Below are 13,686 nucleotides of genomic sequence, written 5' to 3' on the forward strand. Positions count from 1 at the left end.
GCGCGGGTGCGGGCGACGGTGCGGGGGAAGGAGACGGCGCGGGAGACGGCGCCGGCGCATTGCTCGTCGGCGGCGGGCTGGCCGAGGGGCCCGAATCGTCACCTCCGCCCGAGCCGCAGGCCGACAGCGCCATCGCCGCGCTGAACATCATTGCCACCGTGGCGAGTGCCTGCGACCTGCTGCGCGACCCTGCGACCGCCGTTCTCTGCGTTTTTCCCATGGAACCCTCCCGTTTTTCCGATCAGCCGATACGGGCGGTTACCTGCCCGTGCTCGTGTGCGACTTGTTCGAGCAACGGGTGCAAGAGGCATTCCAGACCAGGAGTGTCACGTCGGCCGCGGCACGTGCCGCGCCGGCGCCATCACCAGTTGTGGATCTCCGCATTCACATACGTGAAGTCATTCGGGATCGCCAGGTTCGAGTACGAGAAGGACAGGCTCACGTCCAGCGAGGTCACCTGGTGCCACCAGCCGAGCGGCAGGAACATCGTCTCGCCCGGTTCGACGATCACCTCCAGCACCTTCACGCTCGCGAAATCGGGGTGGCGCACCAGGTCGGGCGCGTCGAGGTCGATCGGGCTGTAGACGCGGAAGTGGTTGTAGAGCTTCGGCGTCTCCAGCGGCGAGATGAAGCGCCAGCGCTTGCGGCCGACGATCTGCGTGTGCATCAGCATCAGCGTGTCGTGGTGCAGCGGCGTGCGCGTGCCGGCCGGGCCGAACCAGAACGACGAGCGCTGCGCCAGTTGCGCCGGATCGCAGATCTCGGGCAGCGTGCCGATGTCCTTCAGCAGCGGCGCGAACTCCGGGCGCCGCAGCACCTCGTTGTTGGCGGTCAGGTAGTAGTCGTTGGTCGCACCGCCGGCCAGCACCTGGTCGACGAAGTTGCCGAGCCGCACCGTGCGCCGGTGCTCCAGCTTGTTCTGCTCGTAGTTCGAGTCGGCGTTGCGCTCGGCCTGGATCTCGACGTCGAGGTGGCCGAAGCGCGTCTTCAGGTCCTGCGGCGACCAGCGCGTGACGGCCGGCCAGTCGCGCGCCGCTTCGGTGAGCACCAGCGGGCGGCTGCCGCGCACGTAGCGCTCGATGAACTCGTCGCGCGACACATGGCTGCGCTTCTCGACGCGCCCGTAGTGCGGCGACGATTCCCACAGCTTCTGCTGGTTGGCGAGCACCGATTCGAACTTGCGCTGCATCTGCTGGTAGCGCTTGGCCGCGAGGTAGGCCGGATCGCTGTCCATGCGCACGATCGCCGCCTCGCTCTCGGCGCGCGACAGGCCGGCGGCCGTCATCGTCTGCAGCATCGATTCCATCGCGCAGTTGCGCAGCTTGTTCTCGGCCACCCATTGCAGCCAGCCGTTGTCGATCGGGCGGTGCTGGGGTTGCGGGGCGGTCTGGGGTTGCGGAACGGCCTGGGCCTGGAACTCGCGCGGGCGCGGCGCGGGCATCAGCGTGGAAGAGCTCATGGCAGGGCGGGTCTCGGTTGGGATGGAAGGGCGGCGGCCGATGCGGTGGCCGCGGTGGAGTCCGGCAGGTCGGGGCCGCTGCCGCGCAAGCGACGCCGCCACGGCACCTCGATGAATCGGTAGCACAGCACCGACGCGGCCACCGTGCCGAGCAGGAACAGCAGGTGCACCGCGGGCGTGCCGGCCGCGCCGAGCCAGCCCAGGCGCAGGAAGGTCGTCACCGACCAGTGGATGATGTACAGCGCATAGCTCGCCTCGCCCAGCAGCACCATCCAGGGTTGCTGCAGCAGCACGCTGAGGAAGGTGCGCCCCGACGCCACCGCGAGGATCAGCGCGCTGAACGGCACGATGAAGATGCCGTACTTCATCGCCACGTCGAGCAGCCAGCGCCACATCTCGGGGCCGACGTAGTCGGGCAGGCCGATGCGCACGCCGGCGGCCACCAGGGCCGCCAGCACGATCGCGTCGCGCACGCGGCGGGCACGGGCATCGGTGCCGGTCAGCCAGGCGGCGCGCGGCCAGCTGCCGGCCTGCAGCTGCAGGAACGCGAGGCCGGTCAGGCAGCCGCCGAGGAATTCGCTGTAGCGCAGCAGCGGGTTGTAGACGAGCACGATGTACTGCGTCTGCCCTTCGGTGTGCAGCACGACGTTCATCCACCAGATCACGCCGACGTAGGCGCCGATGCCGAGCACGGTGGTGGCGGCCAGCAGCAGTGCGAGGCCGCGCAGGCGCAGCCGCAGGCGCAGCAGGCCGGCGCACAGGAACGGGAAGGTCGCGTAGAAGAAGAGCTCGGCGGCCACGCTCCAGGCCGGCGTGTTCCAGAACATCGCGAACGGCACCGCCGGCACCCAGGCCTGCAGGCCGACCAGGTTCAGCAGCCACGAGGCCCACCAGGTCTGGCCGACGTCGGCCAGCTGCCCCGCCTGCGCGCGCTCGACGATGTGCCACGGCGTGTCGAGCAGCAGCCCGAGCAGGTAGATCGGGTAGATGCGGGCGAAGCGGAAGCGCTGGAAGCGCCAGAAGCGGCCATCGCTGACGCCACCCGCGAACCATTCGTGGTAGCGATAGGTCAGGATGAAGCCGCTCAGGATGAAGAAGAACGTGACACCGTACTGGCCGCCGACGATCGCGCGCAGCACGCCGTCGGGGAGCGGTCCGAGCAGGTCGCGGTAATGCAGCACCAGCACCGCGAAGGCCGCGATGAAGCGCAAGCTGGTCAATTCGGGCAGGTGATCCTGCGGGGCGGCTTTCGCGCCGGGCAATGCCATGAAGATCCCTCCGATGCGGTCGACGCGGGCGTCCTGGGTGGCGTCCGTCTGCCCTCTTCCATTGCGCCGGGAATGTTACGGGCGCCAGGGGGCGTTGGACAACGGGGAATCGCCGGATCGGGGTGTGGAGGCGTAACGGTTGGTGAGCGGGTGGCCGGGCGCACTTCAGAGCACGTAGGAGGCGATGTAGGCGAGCGCCGTGAAACCCGTCATCCAGGCGAAGACCTTGGCGACCTTGCGGATCGGCCATGCACGGGCGGACGCCAGGCAGCCGGCCACGGCAAAGCAGATCGAAGGAAGGAACAAGAACGCCATGAACGCCGGCAAACACCACCAGGTCGGGTTGTGTTCCAGGTCGCATCCCCCGCCAGAAGACCGGATGCGAGGAAGCTTGGCGCGACTCACGGTGTAGAGGCACACCCAAGTGACGGCGAGTCCGAACACAAATCCGGCAAGCGTGGCAGCGAAGCGCTTCAACCAGCTCATTCCACTCATCTTGGGCCAATCATGATGCAAGGACGGACCAGGAAGAACAGAGTCCCAAGGGTCAGCGCCCCAAACACGACAGCAGTCTTCTTGATGGGCCAAGCTCGAGCCTGTGCAAGGTAGCCCGCGACAGCGAATCCAACCGACGGCAGAAGGTAGGCCGCGAGAACATCCCGATCGAGAAGCGAGCGAAGGACTCCCATGACGGGGTCAGCGTCGACTTGTTCCAGAGGTCGATGTGGTCCCCCGTGCGATGCTGACTTTCTCCTGCCACTCCTTGCCGGTCACGTTCTCCGGCTTCAGCGGCAACCCGATCAGGTGCTGCGTCTTCAGCCACGCCGCCAGTTCCTCGGCCCGGATCGCCAGCCGCTTGCCGTCGACGGTCACGGTTGCGCCTCGAAACGATTTCATGTCGACGCCCGCCGCGTGCAGCGCCACGCTGACCTTGATCGCGCACTGGTTCTCGAAGCCCTTCGGCGGCTTCGGCCTGCCGGCCTGCGCGGATCCTAGGCCAAACCCGCCTACGCCAACGCCCGGCCCCGGGGGGTACATGACTTTCGTCGCTTTACCCCCCGGGCGGCTTTTCCTACTCTGAGGACCATGGTGCACCGTCCGTGCGCCCTTCGTCTGCACAGCAAGCGCACCCATGGCCAATCCCATCACGCTGAGTTCACCGCTTCCGGCTGAAGACCTGTTCTTCGAGTCGATGACGTACTCGACCGGCCTGAGCTCGCTGGGCGACATGCAGTTGTCGCTGCTGAGCGAGAAGCCCGACCTCAAACCGCAGGACCTGCTCGGCAAGCTCGTCACCGTGAACGTGACGCTCGCCAACGGCAGCAAGCGCCATTACAACGGTTACGTCACCCGCTTCGGACTCGGCGGGCACAAGGGCCGCTACTTCGGCTACCGCGCCACCGTGCGGCCGTGGCTGTGGTTCCTGACCCGCACCACCGATTGCCGCATCTTCCAGGACATGTCGGTGCCCGACATCGTCAAGAAGGTGTTCGGCGACCACGGCGTCGCAAGCTTCGAGCCCAAGCTGTTCCGCTCGTACCAGCCGTGGACGTACTGCGTGCAGTACCGCGAGAGCGACTACAACTTCATCGCCCGCCTGCTGGAGCACGAGGGCATCTACTGGTACTTCGAGCACACCGACGGCGCGCACAAGCTGATCCTCGTCGACTCGCAGAGCGCACACGACGCGGCGCCCGGCTACGAGAGCATGCGCTACATCGAAGACAGCTCGAACGCGCCGCCCGACCAGGAGTACGTCTGCGACTGGGTGTTCGACGAATCGGTGCGCACCGGCAAGACGGTGATGACGAGCTACGACTTCGAGCGGCCGTCGACCTCGCTGGAAGTCGAGACCTCCAACACCCGCTCGCACGAGCTCGCCGACTACGAGAGCTTCGACTACCAGGGCGACTACGTGCAGAAGGCCGACGGCTCGCAGTGGGCCGAGAACCGCATGGACGAGGTCCAGGCGCGCTACACGCAGCTGCGCGGCGCGTCGAACGCGCTCGGCCTGAAGGTCGGCTGCAACATGAAGCTCACCAAGCACCCRCGCGAAGACCAGAACAGCGAGTACCTGGTCACCTCGATGTCGGTGAGGGCCGAGCTGGGCGTTCACGAATCGAGCGGCGCCGGCGCCGGCTTCCATTGCGCGTTCTCGGCGATCCCGAGCAAGCAGCAGTTCCGCCCGCAACGCGTCACGCCCAAGCCCTTCGTGCAGGGCCCGCAGACCGCGGTGGTGGTCGGCCCCGGCGGCGAGGAGATCTTCACCGACAAGTACGGCCGCGTGAAGGTGCAGTTCCATTGGGACCGCTACGGCCAGAACAACGAGAAGAGCTCGTGCTGGGTGCGCGTGTCGTCGCCGTGGGCCGGCAAGAACTTCGGCGGCATCTCGATCCCGCGCATCGGCCAGGAAGTGGTCGTCGGCTTCCTCGAGGGCGACCCCGACCAGCCGCTGATCACCGGCCGCGTCTACAACGCCGAGCAGATGCCGCCGTGGGACCTGCCGGCCAATGCGACGCAGTCGGGCATCCTGACGCGCTCGTCCAAGGGCGGCGGCTACGGCAATGCCAACGCGATCCGCTTCGAGGACAAGCAGGGCGCCGAGCAGCTGTGGCTGCACGCCGAGAAAGACCAGCTGACCGAGGTCGAGAACGACGAGGCCAAGTGGGTCGGCCACGACCGCACGAAGACCATCGACCACGACGAGACGGTGCACGTCAAGCACGACCGCACCGAGACGGTCGACAACAACGAGACCATCACGATCGGCGTCGACCGCACCGAGAAGGTCGGCAACAACGAAGACATCACGATCGGCGTCAACCGCAACGAGAAGGTCGGCAGCAACGAGACCATCGCGATCGGCGTGAACCGCACCGAGACGGTGGGCGCCAACGAGACGATCACGATCGGCAGCAACCGCACCGTGAGCATCGGCGCCAGCAAGACCGAGACGGTGGCCCTGCAGCGCACCCGCGCGGTCGGCATCAACGAGACGGTGGCGATCGGCGCGGCCCAGGAAGTGGTGGTCGGCGCGGCGCAGAGCATCTCGGTGGGCGCCACGCGCTCGGTCTCGGTGGGCATCAACGAAAGCCACTCGATCGGCGCCAAGCAGAGCATCGATGTCGGCTCCGACCGCAGCCTGAGCGTCGGCGGCAAGCAGAGCGTGCAGGTGGCCAAGGCCCGCAACACCACCATCGGCGAGGACAACACGCTGAAGGTGGGCAAGAACTACGTGCTCGAGGCGGCCGACTCCATCACGCTGAAGACCGGCAGCGCGAGCATCACGATGAAGAAAGACGGCACGATCACCATCAAGGGCAAGGACATCACGGTGGAGGGCTCCGGCAACATCAACAAGAAGGCCGGCGGCAACATCGTGATGAAGGGCTCCAAGATTCTGCAGAACTGAGGCACACGATGAGCGGCCGCGACACGCTGGACCAACAACTTCTCGAAGCGCATGCGCGCGAGGAAGCCACCCCCATCGGCGACCCGGTCGATGCGCTGCAGCCGCTGCTGCAGTCGCGCGCGGCGGTGCTGCGCAGCGAGCCGCTGCCGTCGGTCGTGGTCGGCGAGTTGATCGCGATCACCGATGACGGCGCGACGCCGCTGGTGCTCTACCCCGGCCAGCCGGGCACGGCCGCGCTGCGCGCGCGCGCGGTGCTCGACCTGCATGGCGCGCACATCGGCGCGCAGGTGACGCTGATGTTCGAGAACGGCGATGCGGCCTTGCCGATCGTCACCGGCGTGCTGCGCCCGGCTGCCGGCTGGCCGCTGGCCGACCGGCCCGACCAGGTGCAGCTCGACAGCGACGGCCAGCGCATGCTGGTCAGCGCGAAGAAGGAGCTGACGCTGCGCTGCGGCAAGGCCAGCATCACGCTGACCGAGGCCGGCAAGGTGCTGATCCAGGGCAGCTACGTGTCGAGCCGCTCGACTGGCGTCAACCGCATCAAGGGCGGCTCGGTGCAACTGAACTGACCGCACGGCTGCAGTAACCACATGGAGCTGATCAACGCGACCCGCATGACGGCGGGCTACAACATGGGGCTCGAGCCGAGCGGCCGCGAGTCGCTCGTGGTCGTCATCAAGGGCACCTTCCGCTTCCCGCAGGCCGGCGAGCCGGCCACGCATTTCGCGCTGCACGACGAGCAGCTGCCGCTGGTGATGGCCGACACCTTCACCGGCGAGCCGGGGCTGTCGGCGCCGGTGTACGAAGTGGATTTCGCGCCGCTCAAGCAGCGCGTGGACGTGTTGCTGCTGGGCAGCGCGCACGCGCCGCACGGCCGGCCGGCCACGCGCGTGGAGACCGGCATCCGCATCGGCCACTGGAGCAAGCGCATCGCGGTGGTCGGCGCGCGGCAATGGGATTGCGGCCTGGCCACGCTGCGCGCGACGCCGGCCGAGCCGTTCGTCACGCAGCCGATCAGCTACGACGTGGCCTATGGCGGCGCCGACCTGGCGCATGAAGACCCGTCGCAGCATGCGGCCTACATGGCCAACCCGGTGGGCGTGGGATTCCACAAGCACCTGAAGAAGTCCTGGGTCGACGGCAAGCCGCTGCCGCGCACCGAGGAGATCGGGCGCAGCATCAGCGACCCCGACAGCGACTACGCGCCGATGTCGTACGGCCCGCTCGGGCGCGGCTGGTCGTCGCGTTCGCGCTTTGCCGGCACGTACGACGACGAGTGGCTCGACAAGCACTTCCCCTTTTTGCCGCCGGATTTCGACGCGCAGTATTTCCAGGCGGCGCCGCTGGACCAGCAGCTGCCGCTGGAGTCGTTCGCCGGTGGGCCGGTGGAGGTGGCGCTGGCGAACCTGACGCCCGAAGGGCTGACGCGCTTCACGATTCCGAACCTGGTGGCGCCGGTGCACGTGTTTCCGAAGCGCGGCGAGCGCGAGGACTACACCGCGACGCTGGACACGATCGTGATCGAGCCTGAGTTGCAGCGCTTCAGTCTCACCTGGCGCGTGGCGCGGCCACTGCGCAAGAACATGCACGAGATCGCGCAGGTGCTGGTGGGCAAGAAGGGGCGGGAGTGGTGGCAGTTGCGGGACCAGTCCGTTTTCCCGATTCCGGTGGTGATGATTCCGGCCGGTCCGATGTTCGTCGCGGACGCCGACGACAAGGTGGCGCCGTGAGCACATCCCCGCTCGCTGTCCTCGGCACCGGCCTGGTGACGTCGGTTGGCCTCGACGCGGCCTCGACCTGCGCGGCGCTGCGTGCCAAGCTCACCAACCCCAGCGACACGCAGTTCATCGACTCCGCCGGGCGGTGGATCGTCGGCCACCAGGTGCACCTGTCCCGCGGGCATCGTGGCCTCGACAAGCTCGCGGCCATGGCAGCGATGGCAATCACACAAGCCCTCGATCAGCGCCCGAAAGAGACCTGGGCGGAGCTGCCTGTGCTGCTGTGCGTCGCGGAGGGCACGCGCCCCGGGCGCATCGCCGGGCTTGACGACCGGCTCTTCGCCGCGATCCAGGATCTGCTCGGCGCGCGCTTCTCGCCGGCTTCTGCGGTGGTGCCACAAGGGCGCGTCGGCGTGGCGGTCGCGCTGGCCAGGGCACGCGCGCTCGTGCAGCAGCAGGCGGCACGGGAGGTGCTGGTGGTGGCCGCCGACAGCCTGCTCCAGGGAGAGAGTCTCATCCACTACGACCAGGTCCGGCGCCTGCTCACCGAATCGAACACCGACGGATTCATGCCCGGCGAAGGCGCCGGTGCCCTGCTCGTCGGCGTGCCGGATGGCCCGCATCGGCTGCATTGCACCGGACTCGGCTTTGCGAGCGAGGCAGCGCACGTCGACTCGGGTGAGCCGTTGCGCGCCGAAGGGCTCAATCGCGCAGTGCGACAAGCCATCGACGAAGCGGGCGTGGCCATGCACGAGATGGATTTCCGCATCACCGATGTCTCCGGGGAACAGTACTACTTCAAGGAAGCATCGCTCGCCCTGTCGCGCTCGATGCGGGTCCTGAAGGAGGATTTCGAACTGTGGCACCCCGCCGAATGCATCGGCGAGACGGGCGCCGTGTCGGGCATCAGCATGATCGCGCTGGCCGAGGCGGCCTGCAGGAAATCGTATGCCCGAGGCCATGCGGTCCTCGCGCATTGGTCGAATGACAACGGGCTGCGCGCCGCCGCGACCCTTCACTACGGACACGCGTGATGGCGAACCAGGTCTTTGCCAACAACATGGAGATCTCGTGCAAAGCGGCCAACGGGAAGGGCATTTGCGCGTTTCCCGACGTCTGTTTCACGCCGCCGCTGACGCCGGCCACGCCGCCCGGCGTGCCCATTCCGTATCCCAACACCGGCATGGCCTCGGACTGCTCCGACGGATCGAGTTCGGTCAAGATCTCCGGCCAGGAGATCATGCTGAAGGACAAGTCGTACTTCAAGAAAAGCACCGGTGACGAGGCCGGCAATGCGCCGAAGAAGGGCGTCGTGACCAGCAAGATCACGGGCAAGGTGTTCTTCACGGTGTGGTCGATGGACGTGAAGGTCGAAGGAGAGAATGTCGTTCGCAACCTCGATCTCGCAACGCACAACCATGGCTCGATGCCGGGCAACTCGCCGCCCTGGGTCTACACCGACACCGTCGGCACGTCGGTGGGCATCACGGACGATCCTTGCAAGAAGACGCGTGACAACGCCAAGAGTGCCTGCGAGGAGGGCTACCAGAAGAACGTTCGCACGAAGGGCAAGCAGAAGGGCACCGTGAACATGGCCGGCGCCAAGCGGGAGATGTGCAAGGATCCCTGCAAGGAAGCCATGAAGTGCGTACTGGCGCCGTTCGCCTATGGCTGCTGCGACGACGATGAAGGCAACGCGAAGACGCCTCACCACCTGGTTGAAGTGCATTGCTTCACCGAGATCGGGGGGCGCGACGAAGGCCGGGTGATGTCCGAGTTCACCGGCTACGACGACACGAAGGCGCCGTGCGTGTGCGCCTCGGGCCCGCGCCATGACAAGGAGCACGGCGCCTGCCATGCCATCCAGGGCCAGTACGAGGCGGCCTACAACCAGCACGCGCGCAACGTCCCGTTGAGCAGCGGCGTCTCGAACTGGAACTACGGCGAAGCCCGCAAGGCCGGCGTCGTCGCCATGATGCTGGTCTTCCCCGACTGCGACCCCGATTGCACGGAAGCCCAACTGGACAAGTACCACAAGGCCAAGAACCCGGACGGACCGGGTGTCGACGACTCGACACCCGTTCGCTCCGACCTGGTGAACCGGTCTGCTGGCGACCTGACGTCCCGCCAGCAGGGCCAGCTCAATTCCAGCATCCTTTTCTCGATGATCCGAAGCGGCTTCTGAAACCCCTCGATCCAACATCATGAACAAACCACCGATCAGCTTCGGCCACGGCAGCGCCGAAAACGCATCGATCGTCCGCGTCATTGCCCACATCGGCGAAGGCCGCGATGCCATTCCGGCCCTCGCGCATTGGGACGGCCAGGCCGGCAAATGGGGCCTGTTCCCGATGAAGTGGATCCCCAACCGCGTGGCGACCCTGCGCGGGCCCAAGCCTTGCGCATTTGCGCTCGGGACCGAAGGCACGGTGGGCCTCGGGCACGGCGACTACCGCGAAGAGCAGATCGATGCGTCACCCGCGGGCACGCGTGCGCGTGGCCCGATGCGCGACATCCGCGTGATCGGCGACACGGTGTTTGCCGCCGGCATGGGGCGCCAAGTCTATCGGCGCACGGCGGGAGCCTGGGTGCGCATCGACGAGGGCGTGGTCGCGCCGCTGGGCGAGATCGCCGTGAGCGGCTTCTCGTCGATCCACGGCAGTTCACCCGATGACCTGTGGGCCGCCGGCATGATGGGCGAGATCTGGCACCGTGATGCGCAGCGCTGGACGAAGCACGACAGCCCGACGAACCTGATGCTGCATCGCGTGGTGGTGGTGTCGCCGAGCGAGGCCTACGCAACCGGCCAGAAGGGGCTGGTGCTGCGCTTCGACGGCGCCGGCTGGAACATGGCCGCGAGCGATGCCTCGATCGGCAACCTGTGGGGTGCCGAATGGTTCGAGGGCGCCCTCCATGTCTCCTCCGAGCAAGGCATCTTCCGCCTGCACAACGGCGCGCTGGATCCCGTGGCGGTCGATGGCGTGAAGAGCTTCGGCCATCTCGACGCCGTTGACGGCGTGCTCTGGTCGTTCGGCACCGGGAAGCTCGCCTTCACGACCGACGGCAAGGCATGGCAGTCGCTCCCGCCGCTGATCTGAGCATGTCCGCCGTTCCGATCGTCATCCAGCAGCACCACGAGGTCGCAGTCTCGCTGCGCCACACGCGGTCGGTGCTGGTGCGCGCGCCGCACCTGCGCCTGAATCGCCTGGCGCGGCTGGACGAGCGCATCGCGGCCAGCCTCGACGGCCTGTCGCTGGCCGGCGGCGAAGGCGAGCGCCTGAGCCGGATCGGACTGGAAGACCCGGGCTCCGGTGCAATGTTCGCCGCGACGGTCCTCGCCCTCGAGAGCCGCAACACGGTCTGGCTGGCCCAGTTGCTGGCGCTGGCCGAGGCCGAGCCGGCGTCGCGACGCGGCCTGGTGTCGGCCTTCGGATGGGTCAGCGCGCCGACACTGCGCGGCATCACGCGATCGCTGCTCGACTCCGGCCAGCCGATGCATCGCCGCGTCGGAATGACGGCATGTGCCATGCACGGGGTCGATCCCGGCACGTCGCTGGACGAAGCGCTCGCATCGACGCAGCCGGAGGACGTCGCCCACGCACCGGCGGTGGCTGCGGCGATCGGCCGCATCGACCTGCTGCCCGCCTGCCTGCGCCTGTTGAACGGCGTCCCCCTCGAAGCGGCGTTCCCCGCCGCGCGGGCAGCGCTTCTGCTGGGTGATCGCGGTTCCAGCCTGCAAGTGTTGCAGGCGCTGTCGGTGGATGCCGAGCACCCGAGCCGCGCCGAGGCCATCGACCTCTGGCTGCGAGTCGTCGATCCGCAACAGGGACACGATCTGCTGCGCCTGCTCGCCAAGGAGCCCTCAATGGCACGACTGCTGATGCGTGGCATCGCCGCTGCCGGCGACACCCAGTTCGTGCCCTGGCTGATCCGCCAGATGCACCAGTTGCCGCTGGCCCGCAAGGCGGGCGAGACGTTCAGCACATTGACCGGCCTCGATCTCGCGGCGCTGGACCTTGAACGCAAGCCGCCGGAGGGTGCCGAATTCGGCCCCAACGACGATGCAGCCGATGACGCCGTCGCGCTCGACGAAGACGATGGCCTGCCATGGCCGGACCCGCAGCGCATTGACGCTTGGTGGCAGTCCCAAGGCGCCAGCTTCGCCGGCGGCACGCGCCATTTCATGGGTGGGTCGGTGTCGGCGGCACACTGCCTGTCGGTGCTGCGCAGCGGTTTCCAGCGTCAGCGTGCGGCAGCCGCGCAGCACCTGTGCTTGCTGAATCCGGGCACGCCGTTGTTCAACGTCGCGGCACCTGCGTGGCGACAGCAACGGCTGCTCACCTCGATGGCTCCCCGAAGCTGAACTGGCGCAGTGCCCAGGCCTGACAAGCCCCATGCAATACTCGCCGCGCCCCCTCGCGCGGCCCGCCAGAACACCCAGGGAGAACCGATGCCACCCATCGACGCCAAGCTGATCCTCGCCATCCTCGGCCCGGCCTTCCTCGCGCTCGGCCTCGCACGCTGGCTCGCCGCCGGCCGCGTGATCCCGCAGGCCAAGGCCTGGCTGCTGGTCGGCGCGATCTTCTCGGCGGTGGCCACGTGGTTGTGGTGGCAAGCACTTTCTTCACACGGATGACGGGGTGAAGCGGTTCTGATCCGGCCCCGGGTCGGGGCACAATCTGCCGTTCGCCCCCAGCGGCGCCGCTCCCACCCGGGCGGCATCCCGGCTGCCGGGCTCCGCTCACTTCGACTGAAGATGGAACGCATGATCGCAACCACTGATCGCTCGGCACCGTCCCGCCTCGCCGGCACGGCTGCCCTGATGTCGGCGCTGGTCGCGGCGCTGGCGCTGTCGGCCTGTGCCACCAAACCGGCCGACCCACCCCCGGAACCCGCCGCCACCACGCCTGCGGCGCCGGCCCCCGCCCCCGAACCCCCGCCCCCGCCGACCCCGGCGATGCAGGCGCAGGCCCAGAAGGTCGCGCAGAGCGTCGTCGAGTTGCTCGAGGGCGGCAACGAAGAGCAGGCCCGCGCCGAGCTGCAGCGGGCGCTGAGCCTGGACCCCGCCAACAAGCTGGCGCTGAACCTGCAGAAGCAGATGACCGAGGACCCGCAGGCCACGCTCGGCCGCGAGTCGTTCCCGTACGTGGTGCGCTCGGGCGACACGCTGTCGCGCATCGCCGGCCGCTTCCTCGGCGACATCTACGCGTTCCACATCCTCGCGCGCTACAACAACATCAAGGTGCCGCGCCAGGTGGGCGAAGGCACGACGATCCGCATCCCCGGCAAGGCGCCCCCGCCGGAAGTGGCTCGCCCGACCCGGCCGGTGCCGACCAAGCCCGAGCCCGCGCCGGAGCCGACGCCGGCACCGCCGCCGGTCGCCGCCGCCCCGGTGGCACCGGCCGAGCCGTCGGCCGGCGAAAAGGCCTTCCGCTCGGCAGAAGCATCAGCCAAGGCCGGCAACCTGGAACGCGCACTGGCCGACTACAAGCAGGCCGCCAGCCTGGGCGTCGCCGCCGCCGGTCCGAAGGTGGATGCCACCAGCAAGCGGCTGGTCGACACCCATTCGCGCAATGCCCGCTCGGCGCTTGCGCGCCAGGACCTGGACGGCGCGATCAAATCCTGGGACAAGGTGCTCGAGCTCGAGCCGGCCAACGAGACGGCCAAGCTCGAAAAGCAGAAAGCCCTGCGGCTGAAGGAAAAGGTCAACGCCCTCTGACCGGGAGGAGCGGCCGGCCTGCGATGTAGGAGACGGCTTACGCCCGCACGGCGTGCCGTCCGATTTTCGTGGCCGACCGGGCCGGGGAACCTTGGGCCACCAAGGAGGAC

13 protein-coding genes are annotated in these 13,686 nt (G+C 68.0%); 9 read left to right on the forward strand and 4 right to left on the reverse strand.

Annotated features, from left to right (window positions below; all coding sequences use genetic code 11):
- Positions 1 to 361: 361 nt before the first annotated feature.
- The 4 genes from AC1D1T_RS00475 to AC1D1T_RS00490 form a co-directional block, all read right to left on the reverse strand.
- Positions 362 to 1,459 (reverse strand): cupin-like domain-containing protein, encoded by a 1,098-nt coding sequence (locus AC1D1T_RS00475; protein WP_465113843.1) that lies wholly within the window; start codon positions 1,457 to 1,459, stop codon positions 362 to 364.
- On the reverse strand, positions 1,456 to 2,727 hold the full coding sequence (locus AC1D1T_RS00480) for an acyltransferase family protein (RefSeq protein WP_477991212.1): 1,272 nt from the start codon (positions 2,725 to 2,727) through the stop codon (positions 1,456 to 1,458). The genes AC1D1T_RS00475 and AC1D1T_RS00480 overlap by 4 nt, the downstream gene beginning before the upstream one ends.
- A 165-nt stretch (positions 2,728 to 2,892) precedes the next feature.
- A complete protein-coding gene (locus AC1D1T_RS00485) occupies positions 2,893 to 3,213 on the reverse strand; it encodes a hypothetical protein (RefSeq protein ID WP_477825438.1) in 321 nt (106 codons plus the stop codon).
- A gap of 210 nt (positions 3,214 to 3,423) precedes the next feature.
- Positions 3,424 to 3,765 (reverse strand): T6SS effector amidase Tae4 family protein, encoded by a 342-nt coding sequence (locus AC1D1T_RS00490; RefSeq protein WP_477825439.1) that lies wholly within the window; start codon positions 3,763 to 3,765, stop codon positions 3,424 to 3,426.
- 94 nt (positions 3,766 to 3,859) lie between these two features.
- Between AC1D1T_RS00490 and AC1D1T_RS00495 the strand changes: the two genes are divergently transcribed.
- From AC1D1T_RS00495 to AC1D1T_RS00535, 9 genes are all read left to right on the forward strand, one after another.
- Positions 3,860 to 6,139: a type VI secretion system Vgr family protein gene (locus tag AC1D1T_RS00495; RefSeq protein ID WP_465113847.1), complete on the forward strand. Its 2,280-nt coding sequence runs from the start codon at positions 3,860 to 3,862 to the stop codon at positions 6,137 to 6,139.
- An 8-nt stretch (positions 6,140 to 6,147) separates the two neighbouring features.
- Entirely contained in the window at positions 6,148 to 6,708 is a 561-nt protein-coding gene (locus AC1D1T_RS00500; protein ID WP_465113848.1) for a DUF6484 domain-containing protein, read from the forward strand.
- Positions 6,709 to 6,729: 21 nt separating this feature from the next.
- A complete protein-coding gene (locus AC1D1T_RS00505; RefSeq protein WP_465113849.1) occupies positions 6,730 to 7,869 on the forward strand; it encodes a DUF2169 family type VI secretion system accessory protein in 1,140 nt (379 codons plus the stop codon).
- Complete coding sequence (locus AC1D1T_RS00510) at positions 7,866 to 8,891, forward strand: hypothetical protein (RefSeq protein ID WP_465113850.1); 1,026 nt, start codon at positions 7,866 to 7,868, stop codon at positions 8,889 to 8,891. The genes AC1D1T_RS00505 and AC1D1T_RS00510 overlap by 4 nt, the downstream gene beginning before the upstream one ends.
- The gene (locus AC1D1T_RS00515; protein ID WP_465113851.1) at positions 8,891 to 10,042 is read left to right on the forward strand and encodes a PAAR-like domain-containing protein; all 1,152 of its coding nucleotides are present in this window, start codon (positions 8,891 to 8,893) and stop codon (positions 10,040 to 10,042) included. The genes AC1D1T_RS00510 and AC1D1T_RS00515 overlap by 1 nt, the downstream gene beginning before the upstream one ends.
- Before the next feature lie 19 nt (positions 10,043 to 10,061).
- Complete coding sequence (locus AC1D1T_RS00520; protein WP_465113852.1) at positions 10,062 to 10,955, forward strand: beta propeller repeat protein; 894 nt, start codon at positions 10,062 to 10,064, stop codon at positions 10,953 to 10,955.
- A gap of 2 nt (positions 10,956 to 10,957) precedes the next feature.
- Positions 10,958 to 12,220, forward strand: coding sequence for a TIGR02270 family protein (locus AC1D1T_RS00525; RefSeq protein ID WP_477825443.1), 1,263 nt, complete (start codon positions 10,958 to 10,960; stop codon positions 12,218 to 12,220).
- Positions 12,221 to 12,307: 87 nt separating this feature from the next.
- Entirely contained in the window at positions 12,308 to 12,493 is a 186-nt protein-coding gene (locus AC1D1T_RS00530) for a hypothetical protein (protein WP_047503190.1), read from the forward strand.
- Between the two features lie 129 nt (positions 12,494 to 12,622).
- Positions 12,623 to 13,576: a LysM peptidoglycan-binding domain-containing protein gene (locus AC1D1T_RS00535; protein ID WP_477991215.1), complete on the forward strand. Its 954-nt coding sequence runs from the start codon at positions 12,623 to 12,625 to the stop codon at positions 13,574 to 13,576.
- Positions 13,577 to 13,686 lie beyond the last annotated feature (110 nt).

The organism is Rhizobacter sp. P2_H3, from assembly GCF_056403355.1.